At 39.2% G+C, this 18,920-nt stretch carries 16 protein-coding genes; 8 read left to right on the top strand and 8 right to left on the bottom strand.

Annotated elements, in window-relative coordinates; genetic code table 11:
- Positions 1-184: 184 nt before the first annotated feature.
- From H9565_RS13320 to H9565_RS13300, 5 genes are all read left to right on the top strand, one after another.
- On the top strand, positions 185-2,263 hold the full coding sequence (locus H9565_RS13320) for a helix-turn-helix domain-containing protein (protein WP_215440384.1): 2,079 nt from the start codon (positions 185-187) through the stop codon (positions 2,261-2,263).
- Between the two features lie 82 nt (positions 2,264-2,345).
- Positions 2,346-3,476, top strand: coding sequence for a glycoside hydrolase family 26 protein (locus H9565_RS13315; protein WP_215440383.1), 1,131 nt, complete (start codon positions 2,346-2,348; stop codon positions 3,474-3,476).
- Positions 3,477-3,633: 157 nt separating this feature from the next.
- Positions 3,634-4,197: a DUF4494 domain-containing protein gene (locus tag H9565_RS13310; RefSeq protein WP_215440382.1), complete on the top strand. Its 564-nt coding sequence runs from the start codon at positions 3,634-3,636 to the stop codon at positions 4,195-4,197.
- Between the two features lie 231 nt (positions 4,198-4,428).
- Positions 4,429-5,289, top strand: coding sequence for a sigma-70 family RNA polymerase sigma factor (locus H9565_RS13305; protein ID WP_215440381.1), 861 nt, complete (start codon positions 4,429-4,431; stop codon positions 5,287-5,289).
- Positions 5,290-5,464: 175 nt separating this feature from the next.
- Positions 5,465-6,157, top strand: a complete 693-nt coding sequence (locus H9565_RS13300) for a nitroreductase family protein (protein WP_215440380.1) — start codon at positions 5,465-5,467, stop codon at positions 6,155-6,157.
- 100 nt (positions 6,158-6,257) lie between these two features.
- Here H9565_RS13300 and H9565_RS13295 read toward each other — a convergent pair whose 3' ends face one another.
- Positions 6,258-8,630: a nucleoside 2-deoxyribosyltransferase gene (locus H9565_RS13295; protein ID WP_215440379.1), complete on the bottom strand. Its 2,373-nt coding sequence runs from the start codon at positions 8,628-8,630 to the stop codon at positions 6,258-6,260.
- Positions 8,631-8,773: 143 nt separating this feature from the next.
- The gene (locus H9565_RS13290) at positions 8,774-9,982 is read right to left on the bottom strand and encodes a patatin-like phospholipase family protein (RefSeq protein ID WP_215440378.1); all 1,209 of its coding nucleotides are present in this window, start codon (positions 9,980-9,982) and stop codon (positions 8,774-8,776) included.
- A 221-nt stretch (positions 9,983-10,203) separates the two neighbouring features.
- Between H9565_RS13290 and H9565_RS13285 the strand changes: the two genes are divergently transcribed.
- Both H9565_RS13285 and H9565_RS13280 read left to right on the top strand, forming a co-directional pair.
- Complete coding sequence (locus H9565_RS13285) at positions 10,204-11,106, top strand: EamA family transporter (RefSeq protein WP_215440377.1); 903 nt, start codon at positions 10,204-10,206, stop codon at positions 11,104-11,106.
- A 153-nt stretch (positions 11,107-11,259) separates the two neighbouring features.
- Positions 11,260-12,297, top strand: a complete 1,038-nt coding sequence (locus H9565_RS13280; RefSeq protein WP_215440376.1) for an alpha/beta hydrolase family protein — start codon at positions 11,260-11,262, stop codon at positions 12,295-12,297.
- A 59-nt stretch (positions 12,298-12,356) separates the two neighbouring features.
- On the opposite strand, the gene H9565_RS13275 is transcribed toward H9565_RS13280, so the two are convergent.
- Positions 12,357-13,178 carry a class I SAM-dependent methyltransferase gene (locus tag H9565_RS13275; protein WP_215440375.1) on the bottom strand — a complete coding sequence of 274 codons (822 nt, stop codon included), beginning with the start codon at positions 13,176-13,178 and terminating at the stop codon, positions 12,357-12,359.
- A gap of 344 nt (positions 13,179-13,522) precedes the next feature.
- On the opposite strand from H9565_RS13275, the gene H9565_RS13270 reads away from it, so the two are divergent.
- Positions 13,523-14,134, top strand: a complete 612-nt coding sequence (locus H9565_RS13270) for a DEAD/DEAH box helicase (protein WP_215440374.1) — start codon at positions 13,523-13,525, stop codon at positions 14,132-14,134.
- 11 nt (positions 14,135-14,145) lie between these two features.
- Here the strand turns inward: H9565_RS13270 and H9565_RS13265 are convergent, their stop codons facing one another.
- From H9565_RS13265 to H9565_RS13245, 5 genes are all read right to left on the bottom strand, one after another.
- Positions 14,146-15,696 (bottom strand): SDR family oxidoreductase, encoded by a 1,551-nt coding sequence (locus tag H9565_RS13265; RefSeq protein WP_215440373.1) that lies wholly within the window; start codon positions 15,694-15,696, stop codon positions 14,146-14,148.
- Between the two features lie 199 nt (positions 15,697-15,895).
- A complete protein-coding gene (locus H9565_RS13260; protein ID WP_215440372.1) occupies positions 15,896-16,483 on the bottom strand; it encodes a DUF6515 family protein in 588 nt (195 codons plus the stop codon).
- A gap of 201 nt (positions 16,484-16,684) precedes the next feature.
- Positions 16,685-16,984, bottom strand: a complete 300-nt coding sequence (locus H9565_RS13255) for an EF-hand domain-containing protein (protein WP_215440371.1) — start codon at positions 16,982-16,984, stop codon at positions 16,685-16,687.
- A gap of 227 nt (positions 16,985-17,211) precedes the next feature.
- Positions 17,212-17,403, bottom strand: a complete 192-nt coding sequence (locus tag H9565_RS13250) for a cold-shock protein (protein WP_194527301.1) — start codon at positions 17,401-17,403, stop codon at positions 17,212-17,214.
- Positions 17,404-17,604: 201 nt separating this feature from the next.
- A complete protein-coding gene (locus H9565_RS13245) occupies positions 17,605-18,918 on the bottom strand; it encodes a DEAD/DEAH box helicase (RefSeq protein WP_215440370.1) in 1,314 nt (437 codons plus the stop codon).
- Between the last annotated feature and the right edge of the window lie 2 nt (positions 18,919-18,920).

Genomic DNA, 18,920 nt, shown 5'->3' with positions numbered 1-18,920 from the left:
TTTCAAAGGTCCATCGAACGCTGACGCAGTACTAATCACCTATGGAGCAATGTATATAAGCCTTGCGGAAGCGATAAAAATTATGATGCAACCCTATAAACTATGACGCAACTCCCTTATTTTTATCTTGGCGCGTATTCATTTATATTTGTTTGAACCAATGGCCAGCCACCAAAAAAATACCATGCCAGACCCGTTTAAAAAAAGTCCTTTTACCAAGCAGGCCGAAGCCTTGGTCTTAGCGAATTTGAGCGATGAGCATTTTGGAGTGTCGGAACTGGCAGCAGCCATGCACATGAGCCGGTCCAACCTTTTGCGGAAATGTAAAAAACAGACTCAGCTATCTGCTAGTCAGTTTATCAGGCAGATACGCCTACAGCAGGCGATGGAGTTGTTGAAGGATTCCGACCTTACAGTTTCCGAGGTTTCCTATCGTGTGGGTTTTGGTAGTACTTCCTATTTTATCAAATGCTTTAGGGAGGCTTATGGTTGCCCTCCTGGGGAAGTGGGAAAAAAGTCCATCGAGGCACTCGCTCCACCCGAAGAAACAATCCACCAACCTTCCTTTTTGCAAAAATACAAATGGGTCGGGGTGATAGGAATTCCCCTATTGCTGGTCTTTCTCTATTTAGTAATTCAAAAAAGAAGTTCTTCTGAAGCCCAAAAGAGAGCGCTTCCAGAAATTGAAAAATCAATTGCGGTACTTCCCTTTAAAAACGAGAGCAGCGATTCTACCAATCTCTATTTCGTAAACGGTCTGATGGAGGCGGCATTGGGGAACTTGCAGAAGATTGAAGACCTAAGGGTGGTTAGCCGTACGTCGGTAGAAAAATACCGTAATTCCAATAAGAACATCGGAGAGATAGCCTCTGATTTAGGGGTCAATTATATTGTGGAGGGCAGCGGACAGAAAGTGGGCGATCAGGTACTGCTGAACATACAGTTGATAGATGCCGCTACCGATTCCCGTATTTGGGGACAACAATATACACACGAGGTGGTAGACATCTTTGCCCTGCAGAACGAAGTGGCCAAAAAAATCGCCAACGCCGTTGAGGCCAATGTTACCCCTTCGGAATGGGAACAAATCGATAAAAAACCTACCGATAACCTTGTCGCATATGATTATTTTCTAAAGGCTCAAGAACCTTTTATACAAAGAACGGAAGCAGGCTTACAAGAAGCTATTCCCTTGTTTGAAAAAGCTCTGGAAGAGGATCCTGAATTTGCCTTGGTCTATGCCGATCTGGCCATTACCTACTATTATTTGGACCTTTATAAAAAGGAAAAGAAGCACACTGAAAAGATTAACAACTACGCTGATAAGGCACTTTTGTACGATTCTAAACTCACTGAAAGCCTTATTGCCAAAGCCCTTTACTATCAACATACTGGCGATTATCGTTTGGCTGTGCCCCACCTTCAAAAAGCCTTGGAATACAATCCAAATTCGTCGGCGGTGGTACAGATGCTGGCGCTTCTCTATTCCAATTTAATTCCCGATACCGGAAAATATCTGGAGTATGCCTTGAAGGGAATTCAATTGGATATTGCTGCCAATGATTCCGTAGGAAAGAGTTACATCTATCTAAATTTGGGCAACGCCCTGGTTCAATCGGGCTTTACGGAAGAGGCTTTAAGCTATATAGAAAAATCTCTACAGTTTGACCCGCAAAATTACTACGCACCTTATGTAAAGGCTTATATTTTGTATGCTAGAGACAGGGATTTGCAACAAACCCTTACCCATATTAAAAGGGAATTGCAAAAAGACCCTGCCCGTTTGGATATTTTACAGGAAACCGCCAAGTTGCATTATTTTAAAAGGGAATACGACAGTGCTTATCACTATTACAAACGGTTTGATGAAATTAGAACAACAAAAGGATTGGCAATCTACCCCCAAGAAGATATTAAACTTGCCGTAGTGTATGAAAAAATGGGACTTACCAAAGAAGCTTCCCGGTTTTTTCAATTGTATGTAGACTACTGTGAGCAAGATCAATCCATTTATAAGCCGGCCAGTATGGCCGTGAGATATGCCCATGAGGGAAAACTGAATCTGGCTATTGACCAGCTCAGGGAATTTGCCGACAAAAACCATTATCAATATTGGATCTTATTGTTTATGAAATTGGATCCGGTGATTGAGCCTTTAGAAAAGCATCCCGAATATAAATCCGTAATGCAAAAAATAGAAGATCGGTTTTGGGAGAACCACAATAGGCTCCAAGAAACCTTGGAAACCAAAAACCTACTCTAGAAAATCAGTACTTTCTAGCGAAAATAGAGCCTTTCCCCGTTAGTTTAGCTTTCTTTTCACGACACAGTCAAAAAAAGCGTTGATGAATAAGGGTTTGGTGGTCGTAGTTTTCAGTGTATTGTTTTTTACCAGCTGTACTACCGATGATAATTTATTTGACCCGAATGCCATACGCGTTCCGGCAGAAGTAGTTGGTGAGGTGTCCTTTGCGGACCCCAACTTGGTTCAAGAAGCAAAAGACCTACACACACGGTTACGGTCCATAACACAGCAGGGTATCGCCTTTGGTCAACAAGAAGCTATTGGCGGCAGTATTGAAGCGTTTGACCCCAATAGCCTGGAAAGCGATTTTAGTGCTATTGCCCAAGATTTCCCCGCCGTTATTGGCTTTGATTTAGAAAGCTTAGAGTTTAATGATCCATTAAATCCCAATCTTTCCTTCAGGGATTTCAGAAAGGAATTTATTGTAAAGGCCCATGAAAACGGAAGCATCATAACCATTTCCTGGCATGCAAGCAATCCTATTACAAGGCAAAATTCGTTTAGTAAGGTTCCCGCAGTAACCCAAATGTTGGAAAATGGCTCGCATCGTAAAGTGTTTCTTCAGCATATGGAGCGTTTGGCCCTATTTTTCAACGATTTAAAAGATTCCAGCGGAAACCCAATTCCGGTACTATTTAGACCGTGGCACGAGATGAACGGCGATTTTTTCTTTTGGGGAGAAGGCCTAAGAACTACAGAGGAGTTTAAACAATTGTTCCGGGACACGGTTACTATTCTTACGGAAGATTACAATGTTCATAATTTACTGTACATCTATGCGCCCAATCAATTTTCGCGTAGGGAGGAGTATTTAAAAAACTATCCCGGTGATGCCTATGTAGACCTTTTGGGTATTGATGTCTATGATTTTGAAAACGGTGGCTTTTTACAGAAGGCGATTCATAACCTAAAAATCGTTGAGCGGATCGCCATGGAAAAGAACATGCTTTTTGCACTTACCGAAACCGGTCTAGAGAACTTACCACAACCAGATTGGTATACGGAAAACTTGTACAAGGCCATTAGAAGCAGCGGCATAACCTATGCCATGGTCTGGCGTAATGCCGTCAAGACCCATTTTTACGTTCCCTTTCTGGGGCATTCCTCTGAAAACTCGTTCAAGGAATTTGTGGACAAAGACCTCATTCTTCTAAACAAGGATATTCAATAGACCTAACTATTGGGAAAATCGTACGGACTTAAATCTCTAACTCCCTCATGCTTAAAGGGGTGTAAAACGGAACTTGAAATTGTGAATATCTATTCCCTTTTTTGATTTTACCGGCTAATGCTTACCCCTATATTTGGCTCCCCTAAAAGAAAAAGTTATGAGTGCAACGTGGTACGAGTGTAAAGTAAAATATAGAAAGCTAGACGAAACATCGGGAACACAAAAGGTAAAGACAGAACCTTTTTTGGTAGATGCTATTTCCTATACTGAGGCCGAGAGCAGAATTACGGAAGAAATGTCCGTGTATTTAAGTGATACGGATGAAATAAAGATCACCAATATTAAAGTGGCCAATTATGCGGAAATTCACCCTTTTGAAAATTCGGACCGTTGGTTCAAATCCAGGGTATCTTTAATTGCTTTTGACGAGGAAAGCGGCAAGGAACGCAAAACCAACCAATATTTGTTGGTACAGGCCAATGATGTAAAGGAAGCGTATGACAATACGGTGGGCGTTATGAAGGATACCATGGGAGAATATACCATTCCCGCCATATCGGAATCGCCTATAATGGATGTCTTCCCTTATTTTTCAGGTGAAGAAGATGAAATGGAGCGTTTGGAGAAATTCACCGCATTAAAAAATTCGGTTCCCGTAAACCTTGACATGGACGAGGAGTTGGAATTGGCAGATGTACTTTCTGGCGGAGAGGAAGAATAAATTCCATCCATAAATATATAAAAAGGCTGTCCGGTTTCTTCTCGGGTAGCCTTTTTTACGTTTTATACTCGGCACAATTCGTTAGGAACCGCGAACTTCATGTAGTATTCTTTAAAATTGATGCGTGACTTCATTTTGTTTGAAAAATATTCATATTATCCGTAAAATCATTAGGATTAATGCAATAAAAATTGTATTATATAGTAACGAATTAAAAATAAATCAAAATATATGAGGCAACTGAAGATCACGAAACAAATTACGAATAGAGACACTAAATCCTTAGAAAAGTACTTTCAAGAAATATCAAAAATAGAATTGATTACTGCAGATGAGGAAGTAGAGCTCACTAGAAGAATACGTAACGGAGATCAGGTTGCCCTAAATAGATTAGTAAACGCCAATTTACGTTTTGTAGTTTCTACCGCCAAACAATACCAAGGAAGCGGACTACTGCTCTCAGATCTTATTAACGAAGGAAATATAGGGCTGGTAAAAGCCGCCAAACGTTTTGATGAGACACGTGGTTTTAAATTTATCTCCTATGCCGTATGGTGGATCAGACAGGCTATATTATCGGCCATTTCGCAACACTCCCGTATGATACGGTTACCCTTGAACAAAATTGGCCAAATAAGTAAAATAAACAAGGTGTACTCCTCTTTGGAACAATCGCACCAGAGACCGCCAAGTGCCGTGGAAATTGCCCGTGAATTGGACATGAGCGCCACACAGGTAAAAACGGCTTTAAAGAATTCCGGAAAACATTTGTCTATGGATGCGCCTTTTAAAGAGGGGGAATCTTCCAATCTGTATCAAGTAATTCAATCTACCGATGCCACCAGTCCGGATGCCAATATGATGAACGATTCACTAAAGACAGACCTTGACCTTATCCTAAGTTCACTGCCCAATAGGGAAAGTGAGGTTATCAAATTATACTACGGTATTGGTGAGCGAAACCCAAAGAGCCTGAGCGAAATTGGTGAACTCTTTGATATTACCAGAGAGCGTGTAAGACAGATCAGGGAAAAAGCCATTAGAATCCTTAGAAACCGCAGAAAGACCGATATTCTTCAGGCTTATCTTTAGAATTGCATAAATAGCATTATGAGAAGTCCGACTACTATACGTCGGACTTTTTTTTGATGTACGGAGGAAGGCGAACGTACGGTAAGATTCAATTGCCCCAAAAAATGGCGCGCGCAAACTTCTGAAAAATCGATACCTTTGGGTCAAACGCGATATTAAAATAGCATTCAGAACCATGTCATCTCCATCCCATATTACCGTTAACGGTCACCCGCACGTTATTTATCAAGAAAACCCACTTTCTCCAGAAGAACTGACCAAACAAAGTGAAGCTTTTTATTCCTTGTTGGACCAACGCCGTTCGGTTAGGGAATATGCAGCTACTCCGGTTCCTAAAGAAGTGATAGAAAACTTGATTAAAACCGCCTCCACAGCCCCTTCTGGCGCCCATAAACAACCATGGACGTTCTGTGCGGTCTCCAACCCTGCACTTAAAACTAAAATTAGAGAAGCTGCAGAAGCGGAAGAAAAAGAAAGTTACGAAAGTAGAATGAGCGACCGTTGGAAAAAAGAATTAGAACCTCTGGGCACGGACATGCACAAACCCTTTTTGGAAATTGCCCCTTGGTTGATCGTGGTGTTTAAAAAGGTACATGACCTTGGCGATGAAGGCGAAAAAATAAACAATTACTACGTAAACGAATCTGTAGGTATTGCCTGTGGCATGCTCATTACCGCCATACACAACGCCGGTCTGGTCACTTTGACCCACACCCCTAGCCCTATGAATTTTCTAGCCAAGTTGCTCAACCGGCCCAGTAATGAAAGGGCATTTTTGTTGCTTCCTGTGGGATATCCAAAATCGCCCACATACGTGCCGGATATTGAACGAAAACCTTTGGATGAGGTGGCGGAGTTTTATGAGTAGGGATTAAAATGAATAAACGCTGATTATGAAATACGTTGAACCTAAACGGAAATATTTATATAAAATAAGCTGCTCATACAGCTATATTTCTGGATTGATATTATGATTTTATGTTACACTCTAAATATGGAGTTAGAGCTTTATGTATTTCAAAACGATTTGAATCTAACTTATTAGCAAGTACCTTAATTTTTTTTGCATTATTAACATCGTATTCAAAACTAAAAATATTCCTCATTGTTTCTCTTCCAATTATTGTGAGACTTACTAAATGATCAATGAAGCTATCGACAGCAGATTCCAAATCAGGGTCTGGAATACCCGAATTTTTCATTTTTCCAATAATTTCTTGTCTAGAGATAATATTTGAACTTGCCATAAGTTCGTACATGAAATCTTCCATTTGCTTATACGTAACGCCATTTTCAACTAGTACAGATTTAAACACCCAACTAGAATAGTCCTTATGCGCATCAATCAAATCCTTTTCTTCAATCCTAAAATGCCCTCTTGATATGGCAGTATCCTTACATGTTTTAAAAAAATAGATAATATCACGTGGTCTAGGTAATATATTTAATGTTATAAACTCCCTAGTATCTATTGAATTAATTTTAGCTGGAAGAAAATTTGCCCAAAGATCTGATTTAACATAATTTCCTTTACTTAGATTGATAAACCGATCTTCCACAATTCTGAAAAGAATTTCGGGATCCTCCCATTTCAACCTAGATACTTCAATTTTATCAGGTTCTCTCGCAAACGTTATAATCTGTTTAAAAATATCACTTCTTAAAAATATCGTTAAATGAAAATCAATTTTAATTCCTTTAGATTTAACATAAGACAATTCTCTGAAAATTCTACCAGAAACACCAAGTAACCCAAGTAAATATTTACTTAAAATTCCAATGTTTGAATCTTTACGCCACGATTTATCTAAGTTATCTATTAAAACTATAAGTCTATTGTTTTTAGGTACTATTGCGGTAAAATGATTTCGCATAATACTGATTGAGCCTTCATGTAATAATTCTGAAACCTTCAACCTAAATGCTTGATTATTTCCTGCTCCAATACTTTTAATATTATTTTCTTTCAAAATTTTAATTTGTTCTTCTAGTCGAGTAGAAAAATCTGTAAGAAATACACCTTTGTTTTCTTCAATGAAAGACATAAATTCATCTTCAGAAGGTTGTATTGCATAAAGTGCTTTGTCTTTAATTTTTAAGTACAAGAATCTAGCAATCTCAGTATAAATAAGAAATTTCCAAATAGTTTCAATTAGAAAACCTTTTTCAAATTCACTATTAGACTCTTCTATCAAAGATATAAGCCCATCTACTTCAAAATTTACTGGTTTTATAAGAATTATGTTATTTCTCACATCCCTAGATAAATCTTCACTTAGATAATAAAGAGTTGCAGTCTTACCTGAACCTTTTCGTCCAATAACGATATTGTATTCATTTTTAATAAGTTGTTGAGTATGATATGTATCCACATAATAATTATATATATGATTACTTTCATGTTCTGCGATAGCCTCACCGAAATTTATATTTTGTAACTCACTCCTATTCCTCCGTTCTTTTACTTTAATATCATTGTTAATCAATAATTCAGCAATTTCATCATGTATTGAATTAAGAAAATCACCAACATATAAAGAACATTCTTTGCGGTTACTGAATTTTTTCAATAACTCTTTAAAATCCAAAGGAATACTGTATGGTTTTTCCGCAATCATCTGAAGTTTAAGCCCTAAGCCCAATGCCATACCTGAAATTAAAGCACATTTTGAATTATGAATTTCGTAACCTGCCCTAGCTTGAGATGAAAATTGCACCAAAACAGCTGGTACTGAATGTAATTTTTCTATATACCAACTTATTGGTTGTACAATACTTTCGCTAGCATCATCTATAATACTAGGTAGTTTATAGAAGCCCAAAAGATTAGAAATTTCCAAATTGTAATTTGTTTCAATCTGACTATTTAAGACCAAAACTGCTTTTTGATCAAAAGCTTTAGGCAATGTAGAGGTTAATTCATCCCAATATTTATCAACTGGATCATATGGAGCCATTTTATAAAAGCCTTCAACTATCTGATTTGTATTGGAATAATTATAAAATCCAATCGTTGTCAAAAGTCCTAATTCTTTAAATTTTCTGGAAGAATCCCGATGGGAAGTATCATTTACTAAAAAAACAGGTTTCTTTTTAGCTAAAGCATAACCTAATTCAAATAAAACATTATCATTTAAACCCGTCAAATCTGCGCAGAAAAAATCACAATGATCAATTGCAGATATTATGTTAGAAATTATTAAAGATCCAGATATTTTTAAGTCAACCCAAGAAGTAATTTTTATTTCATTATCTGAATTATTAATTATTTTAATCGCTTCTTCTATGCTTTCACCACTAGAAGCTATTTGTGATCCATAAGCAAAAAAACCACTCTGCATATATATAAGTTTTTAGCAATTTGAATAAATGATTTATGATTAACTTCTATTTACAACTCTACTTTTTAACATGTAATAAACTACAAGATAACGTAATAAATATCAAATAAAAACATCATTCATCTTGAATTTAATTATCCTAATTATTTCTCCCACTCCCTCCACCGATTCATTCCATCCTGATACCATCGGTCACCGGAAAGAAAAAGCAGGTCATTGTTGCGTTCTACCTCAAATTCTATAGGCTGGTTGTAGATTTTTCCGGCTTTCCATGCGTCAAAACATTGTAGGAGCAAGTCTACTTGCGCGTCTTTGGTCAGGTCCATATCCAGTGCATACAGTTGTTTTATGAGCGGTACGGCTTCCGTAGAAAGTTTATCGTCATAATGAATCAATGGTGATAACCGTATGATGCTATCGTTCAAATTCTTGCCCGTTGCGGCTCTAAAGAACATCATGGCCATATAATTGGCGGTGTCCGGCGGTTGATATAAAATGGTCTTGGCTTGGTTAAAAACGGTTTCCATAAAGAAACTCACTTGTGATTTAAACTTGTGTAGGAACAGCTTCTTTCTTCTATATTTTTGCGAGTCCAACCTCCAATTATAAAAGTTTTCCTTGGTATCCGAAGACATTAAAGGGTTGCTGGTGCCCAAAGAGACTATCTGTATGTCTTTTAGGTCTATACCCAATTTATAAGCTTCTATAATCCCGGCCAGAATAGGGTTGTTAAAACCGCCCAAAGCACCATCCCAAAGCTCAAAGAAAACGCCGCTTTCCTTGGCCTTGAAGCGCGCAGGAAAATCAAAATACTGTACCGGAGCATTGGAAGAACCGTTAATGGCCTGTGTAAGCCGCACGGAATCATAACGGGAAGGCGTTAGCGCGTAGGACTTGAAAAACTTGGCCCTATTGTTTAGCGCATCATAGGTGCAGACCACAATTTTTAGGGATTCCTTGCCTATTATTTTTGGCAGCTCGTTCATCTGCACTTTATCTATCTCTGGAAACAAATATTCAAAAGCTTCCTTCTTTTTGGTAGCGCTGTACTTGGGGCCAAAACCAATACCCACAAACCGCAGATAATCTACCGGAAAAAAGCGGTCCCAAAAGGCGTTCTTATGAAAAATACGCTCTCGGTTTTCCTTCGCCTTAAATAAACTAATGGCTTTGTCTATGGTATAATTTTCGGCCAATGCGGCCAAAACAATACTTCCCCCGGAATTGGCAATGACCAGGTCAAACTTACGGAGCACCTCATGGCCGTTCATATTTCCGTAGCGGTCCCTGAGGGTGAGCAATTGAATTATGGCCCAACTGCCACCACCGTCTAACGATAAGATTTTATACATGAATTGGTTGGTTCTATGAATTGCTGATTTGAAGTGAATAAATATATAAATTTAATACGTGAACGATTACAGAAAGACGTAATACCCAATACCAATTTACAGGAACACGTACCCAACCACAGCCAAATTTAATACGGGTTACATTTTGGGTTCACTTTTTTTGAAATACGGCGTATTCCATGCGGAACAAACCCTAAAAAACCAATATCTTCGCGCCCGCTATGTGGATGTATCTTGGGCTTCTGGCCGCTTTATTCTTAGGGTTTCACAACCTGCTTAAAAAACATGCCGTTCAGGGCAACGAGGTGTTCCCGGTGCTTTTGGGTACGATTTCTTCGAGCTTTCTATTGCTGCTTCCTTGCTATTTGGGTTCTATTTGGTTTCCCGCCAAAATGCTGGATTTGCAATTGTACGTCACGGATATGCCCCTAAAAACCCATGGGTTTATCTTTATAAAGTCCGCTATCATGGCAGCCTCATGGCTATTGGCCTACCAAGCACTAAAGCATTTGCCCATTACCATTGTTACGCCCATACGGTCTGCAGGTCCGTTTTTCACCTTTATCGGTGCTATTACCATTTACCAGGAAAAGCCCAACGGCTGGCAATGGATCGGTTTCTTTCTGATTATATTTTCGGTATTGCTGTATTCCAGAATCGGGAAAAAAGAGGGCATTCACTTTAAAAGGAATAAATGGATTTTCGCCATTATAGGCGCTACCTTTTTAGGGGCTTCCAGCGGACTGTACGATAAATTCCTGATACAGAGCCTGACCCTGAACCCACAAACGCTGCAATTCTGGTTCTGCTTTTATACCATTCTTATTTTGTTGGTTATCTTAAGCATTACCTGGTTCCCGAATGTGGAAAAGCGCAAAGCGTTCAAATGGCGGTGGTCCATTCCTTTGGTGGGTATACTTTTGCAAATAGCGGATTACTTCTATTTTAAGGCACTTCAAGACCCAGATGCATTAATTATGTTGCTTTCCGCCATTAAAAGGAGCCAGATTATCATTGCTGTAGTGGTAGGCGGACTCATCTTTAAGGAACAGAACAAACGCAAGAAACTGGTTCCCCTGGCCGGCATTATGATCGGGGTGTTCTTGATCTTGTATGCTACCTGAGCTCGTTAGCCTACAGTATTTCCCCATTTGCGGATTAGATGGAACGGTATTTTCAAAAGGACCCAAATTCTTAAAGTAGTGAAAGCTCAAATTTTAAATACTGTAACAAACCTTGGTTAGTTTCGTCTTTAAGGCGAAACAAATGACCAACCCATGAGAAATACACCACTGCTTGTCTTAATCGTACTCCTACTAACCTCTTGTAGTCAACAAAAAGAAAAAAGATATAGCATCGGTCAAAGATCCGTAACATTTGTCGATCAATCCAGAGACAGACCGTTACCGGCTGAAATATGGTACCCCACTCTAGATACTTTAATTCATAAAGAGCCAAAAGAGAATCCAAAGGAACTTTTTAAAAATATAGAAACAGTAGCAAATGCCACTATTCCTGATGAGAAATTCCCGTTACTTGTTATCTCTCACGGAACTGGAGGGAATAGGTTTTCTCTCACTTGGTTCATAGCAGAAATGGTAAAAGAAGGCTACGTAGTGGTTTCACTAGACCATTATGGGAATTCTACTTTCAACAAGATACCAAGGGAATTCGTAAAATGGTGGGAAAGGGCCATTGATGTTCAATATGTGCTGACCGAAGTTCTCAAGGACACCGAAATGGGGACAAAAATAGATACGACTAGAATTGGTGGCGTGGGTTTTTCCTTGGGTGGTTACACCAATATCGCTTTGGCGGGTGGCTATGTTGACAGAACCGTAACCGAAGATGAAAAACCCGAAGAGCGGGAATTGCCAGCGGAATTCCCGGATACGGATGAAATTATAGATTATGAAAATGATAACCTTATCGTTTCGTCCTACAACCAATACCGTAATCTAGTAAAAGATGATAGGATAAAGGCCTTTTTTGTAATGGCTCCGGCAATAGGATTCGGCTTTCATTCCAAAGAGCAGACCCATAAAATTACAGCTCCAATATTTATTGTTGCCGGAAAGGGAGATTCAGTAGCACCTGTAGGTACCAATGCCAAAAAGTACAATGAATTGATTAGCACCAGTAAAATGTATCTTTTTGATGAAAACGTTGGGCACTATGTGTTTTTAAATGAATCTACAGCTCTAGGGAAGGAAATAGTACCCGAAATAGCCGTTGACCACCCCAACGTCAACAGAAAAAACATTCATGACAAAACATTGCAATTGGCATTGGATTTTTTCAATAGTTCGTTGTGAGGGTTCTAAATTTTATATTCCTAGGGAATATAATTAGAACACCCCTGTTTTCCCTTGTATCATTTTTTAGCCGCTATCATCATATGTGGACTAAACGTTAACAGATTACTGTCGTTCTCCGTTAGGTCCATCAGTTGCAACAAATTATTTTTCTTTTTTTCATTGGCCAAACTGCCAAAAAAATCCTTGTCCAGCCAAACCATGCCTTCCACGGCATGTATGTTTATATAGTTCAATCCTTGTTCTATGAATTCGGCCTTTAGTTCTTCCGGTCTGTGATAGTAGGCTTCCGTCAGCAACCAAGGGAAATCCACAGGTGGGTTATGGATACCCGTTTGTAGTTCTTCCTTGCACATATCAAAAAAGCTTGGTTTGTGAATGAGTCCGTTTAAAAGCCCTACCAGCGTTGTTGCCGAATAATTTATAGCGAAGCCCAATAATACACCGCCCGTTTTTAACACTCTTTTAGCCTCACAAATGGCCGCTACCCTATCTTTCTTTTCCTGTAGGTGATAAAGCGGACCGTGCAGAATAATTACATCTGCATAATTATCAGGGAAATCCAGTTTTCTGGCCTCGCCCAAACGGACCGAAAATTTGTTCTTCAGTTTATGAGACCTATTTTCCGCCAAGGATATATGTTTGGGAACCGGGTCTATCATGTGTACCTGATGTCCTTTTTTGGCCAACCATTCCGAATATTTTCCGGTACCACCGCCCACATCCACTATCGTAGATTTGGGGTTTTCAATATACTTTTCAATTAACGATTTTATACGTTCAAATTCAAAGACTCCCATTCCCTTATCCAGTCGGGTCTCTTCGGATGCATTGGTATAGAAAAGCTCTATATCCCTGCTTATTAATGATTTGTCATACATTTTAACACACTAGTATTTACGCCTTACCCAAACGAAGTAGTTAAGGTACAGGCTATGTCAATTGGTTTTTTATCCAGTTGATTTACAATTTAAAGTTTTGTGATTATATCTCGAAAGAACATATCCGCACATTAAAGTTTAGACACTTCAATGCAGCCCTCAAGTGGAGCATAGTCTTTAGCTTAAGACCCGAATTTATATGTAGTACTAGTAAAACAGGTGATAAATATATTAATTAAAATTATAAATGCGACCAAAAATAAGATTCAAACCTAAGGTGTTGTGCCTATCTTTGCATTTGTAACCGGTTTCTTTGAAAACCATAATTTTAGTAGCTATAGCGTATGCCATTTAAAAAATTACACCAGCACTTATTGGAGAACTTAGAGCGATTGGAGATTGAAGCACCAACCCCTTTTCAAAAAAGTAGCATTCCCGTAATAAAAAGTGGCATCAATGTCTTTGCCTTTGCTAAAAAAGGCAGCGGAAAAACCACCACTTTGGTGTTGACCACCTTGCAAAAACTAAAATGTGAAGCCGTAGGAGACGCACCCCGAGCAGTGGTTATGGTTGAAAGCAAAGAAAAAGTATTGGAGTTGTACCAAACCTTTATTGAATTTACCAAATACACCTCTTTACGTGTATATGCCAGTTACGAACAATTGCATATTGACGTGCAAAAATCTGAAATATACTTGGGTATAGATATTCTGATTACCACCCCAAAAACATTGCACAACCTGTTTTTGACCAACGGAGTAAGTATTTCCGAACTGAAAATAGTTAGTGTGGACGATGCCGAATTCCTATCCAACAAAAAAGAATCCACAGGCCTGATCGCCATGGCGGCAAGTATCAAGAAAAGTCAGTTTGTCATTTACGCCGAAAAACCACATCCACAATTACAGCGTTTAGAGAACCACTTTATGGAGCACTCCAGAACCGTAAAGGCTTAAACCAAAAACTATTACCAAGAAATAGGAAAGTAATCCTTTAAGAACTTTCCACACCAGTGTTTTCCGGTATTGATACCATCAAAAAGCGGATCTACTACCCTAGCGGCACCATCAACAATATCCAACGGCGGCTGAAAATCGTGTACTTCCTGCTTTCTTTTGGCCAGTTCCGCAGGGTCCTCATCCGTAACCCAACCGGTATCTACGGCGTTCATATAAATGCCATATTTTGCCAATTCCCCGGAAGCTGTATGGGTAAGCATATTCAAGGCTGCTTTGGCCATATTGGTGTGCGGGTGACGCGATTCCTTAAAAAACCGATGGAACTTTCCTTCCATAGCAGTTACATTTATAATGTGCTTTTGTCCCGTGTTTTCCTTTTTCATGACTTCCGAAAGTCGGTTACAAAGAACAAAAGGTGCCACGGAATTCACCAGTTGCACCTCTACCATTTCGGTGGTTTCAATTTCACCCAATTTTAGACGCCAGCTGTTGGTCTTCCGTAAATCTACTTGTTGTAAATCGGCATCTAACTGACTCTCCGGAAATACTTCCTGTGCCACCAAGCTTGCATCAAAACTATACGGAATCTGAGATAATTTCGCAGAGGACCGTAACCCGATGCCAGGCTCGGGACCGTGCCAAGAAACCGGCATATTTTTGTTGGAAGAAGCTGCAGTAGTTAACGTATTCAGTTCTTCCAGACAATTTATATGGTCCTTTAGAACTCCTTGTGCAAACTTTGGTAGGGATTCAAACGGGCGTTCCTCATTCTGCATAAGGTGGGCATAAAACCCTGCAGGACGGCGTACCGTCTGGGCTGCATTGTTAATGAGAATATCCAGTTTTTCATAATTCTGCTCAATATAATTACAGAATATTTCCACACTGGGAATGTGTCTTAAATCCAAGCCGTGTATTTTCAGGCGATGTCCCCATTCCATGAAATCCTCTTCCTTTGAAAAACGTAATGCAGAATCTACAGGGAAACGTGTCGTAGCAATAACGGTTGCACCTCCACGGAGCAACATTAATGAAATATGATACCCAATTTTAAGTCGGGAACCGGTAATAACCGCTACTTGCCCTTTAACATTGGCCGTTTGAAAACGTTTGGCATAATTAAGGTCTCCACAATCTGTACACATGGTATCATAAAAGTGGTGGAGTTTGGTGAATTTGGCCTTGCAGACATAACAATCACGGGGCGATTCCAATTCGGGCGTGTCCTTTTGGGCCAAGTCGGCCGCAGCCAATAATTTTGGCGCTACAAATACCGAAGCCTCACGCGCATACCGAATTCCAGTTTCGTTACGTGCACTTCTATCCTTTGCTGCCTGTTTACGCTTTGCCGCTTTTTTAGCATCTTTCTTTCTGCGCGAAAACTCTTCCCTACTGGGGCGGGACAACTGCCCAGAAGCTTTGATCAAGGCGGTACGTTGCGCTTTGGGAATTTCAAATATCTGATCGGTATTCGCTACCAATCGCTCTAGAACGGCTATGGCTTGTTTTACCTCGTCTAAAGAAACCTCCTGATTATCCTGCAATTCTTCACTCTTCATTCCGCCTATTTTTCTTTAGCATCCCACTAACCGAACACTATTTTACGCCGCGCGAAATTACACCTTTATTTGTACCGTTGCACTTAAATTCCACAAAAACAAAGATTCGCTGTCCGTTAAGAAAAACAGGATCACACGCGAACAAAAAACGCCTGTCTAAAGGACAAGCGTATTGTTTCGTAAGGTACTATTCCCCTATTTATTCCATATCGATAATACCTACAACTTCATAAGCTCTGGTACCATTAACCTGTATTTTTTCATACAGTACATTGGCATACTCGTAATAGTTAAGACCGTCTATAGTTACCTTTTCATAATCGTCCGGTAATTCATAAACTACCGTACCAATTTCCGGTTCTACCACTTCATATTCATTACCCACTTCTGTATAAAAAGTGCCCCCAACATTAAAATACACTCGATTGTTATACCTGACTCTATTATACCCTACTGGCAAAGAGCTTATTCTAAAACCAATTTTAGGTGCAATTGGAATATAACGACCTCTGGAAGAAGTGTAAAACCTATTATTGGCATAATAGTAATTCTGACCTTGGTACTTTACCACCCTTTTATTAGGTACCGTTCTTACCGCTACCACTTTCTTCTTTGGGGTTTTGTAAACCACTTTTTTACTGGACACCCTACGTGGTGTGTTGTTTGCTACCGTTTTTGTAATCGTAGTTTTTGTAGTGGTTCGTTTGCGGGTCTGGGCATTTGCCACAAAAGAGAATCCGATTATTAAAAGCGCTAATGCATAATATTTTTTAGTATTTGTTTTCATGAGTCATACATTTAAAAGTTAAACTTTCACTTAATCATTCGATACTAAGACAACAATTATTGAGCCTGGTTTAACTTGAAAAGCCCATATTTGGGACATAATAGACGAGTTGGCTATTTTTATCTACGAACATTAGAATTTTATAGACAGAAAAAAGCGCAATCCGAGGACCACGCTTTTATACTAAACTCAACTCAAATATTATTTCAGCAAAGCCAAGATACCTTCCAATTCGGTAAGATTTAGGCTTGAATCATTATCAGTATCCAAAGTGTCAAAATTCTCTGAAACCGAACCCATAGCCTCTGTAGAACTTATAGCACTATTATTATCGGTATCCAACAAACTGAACAAGCTAGCCACTTGCTGCACCGTTGAGTTAGAACTTAATGAACTTAATAAGGAAGCCGCCTGAGATGCAGTGGACGTATTTACGTTCTTAACACTGTTACAACTGGCCAATACGGCTATAAGTACAAATGATGCTACTACTTTTTTCATGGTTTTGTGTTTTAAATTTATATAAGCGCAAAAGTACATTCACCTATGGCAAAAGGGAAAAGATATATACGTACGCTACATTTTACACTACATAAATGCCGTATTTATAGATGAAAAACTTAAAACAGTTCTCTTGATCTAGGAGTGTATATTGATGGCATTTTTGGCCATAAAAAAAGCCCATCCGTTAAGATGGGCTTTTTGTAAAACTTAAAGTATATATAGAATTATAATACTGTTACGTTTACTGCGTTTAGGCCTTTTTTACCTTCTTGTAGATCAAATTCAACTTCATCGCCTTCACGAATTTCGTCTACTAAACCTGAAACGTGTACAAAGTGATCTTTTTCAACGCCTTCTTCAGTGATAAAACCAAAACCTTTGGTATCGTTGAAAAATTTTACTGTTCCTTTACTCATTGTAATGTAATTAAAAATTTATACTGCTTATTAAAGGACAAAGATGACGCCAATTTTTTTAGTAATGGCAATTTAATTCACTTATTTTCAACTTATTATCACGGCACCTTTCTATCCTTTCCCCACTTCGCCCCCAACCCCCTAGAAACGTTGCGTTTGTGTTGAACTAAGAGCAGTTTTAGCATTACAAAAAAGAAGGAATTACAGCACCGTTACCCTAACTTTCTTGTTCTTTAAACGGGAATTGTTCAATTTTTTAGTCAGTTTATCGGCAAGGGACACGGGAACGGAAACAAATGCACAGTCCTGTTTTAGTTCAATAATCCCTAACTGGTCTTTGTTGAGTCCACCTTGTTTAAAAAACAGACCAGCAATATCCCCTTTGGAAATTTTGTCCTTTCGCCCACCTGAAATAAAGAGGGTTTCCCAATATTGAGGTTGAAAGGCTGCTTTTTTAGAAATATCTACCGTAGCCACATCTTTAATGAATTCCGGTATAAATTCGGTTTTAGACCTTAAAACATAGGCTGTACCCTTGGCATTTACACGAGCGGTTCTGCCGTTACGATGCGTGAATTCTTCTATAGCCCTGGGAAGTTCATAATGAATAATATACTTCATTTCGGGAATATCTATTCCTCTAGCCGCTAAATCCGTTGCAACAAGAACTTGACAGGTGCCGTTTCTGAACTTAATTAAGGAACGCTCTCGATCTCTTTGCTCCATACCTCCTGAAAAACAAGTATGGTTGATTTTATTTTTATTCAAAAATGTGCTTACCCGCTCAATACTGTCCTTGTAATTGCAAAAGATAATTCCGGGCTGATTTCCAATATGCAATAGCAAATCCAACAAGGTCTGCAGCTTGTCCTTATCTGGGGAAACAACTGTTTTGATAGCCAGTTTAGATTCTTTTTTTGAATCCAGATAATCAACAACCATCGGATTACTTAAATTAACGAATTTAGGAATCTCAACGCCTTGTGTGGCGGAAGTAAGAATCCGCTTTTCCAAATTGGGAAGTTGCTGGATGATGGCGCTCATTTCTCCTTCAAAACCTGTTTCCAGAGATTTATCGAATTCGTCCAAAACCAAAGTTTTGATGTCTCGTTTTGAAAATCGGTCTCCCCCAAAATGATCAGCAATCCTTCCGGGCGTGCCGATCAATATAGCTGGGGTATGTTTCAATTCTATTTTATCCTTGGAAATGGGTCTTCCGCCATATACCGCATTTACTTTAAAACCAGAGCCCATATCACGTACAACCTGTTCTATCTGTATCGCCAGTTCACGTGACGGCACTAGTACCAATGCTTGAATTTCCGAACATTCCGCATCTAAGGTTTCCAGTAGCGGCAATAAAAAAGCCAAGGTCTTGCCTGTTCCCGTGGGTGACAACAGCACGGTGTTTTTATTTTTACCGATGACCGATAAAGCTTCCTCCTGCATGGGATTAAGACTTGGAATCCCCAGTTTCTTTAAAATATCCCCTTGCGTACGAATTGTATTGGACATGG

Source organism: Zobellia russellii (assembly GCF_018728565.1).
Taxonomy (GTDB): Bacteria; Bacteroidota; Bacteroidia; order Flavobacteriales; family Flavobacteriaceae; genus Zobellia; species Zobellia russellii.
This window is presented reverse-complemented; position numbering and strand designations above follow the sequence as displayed.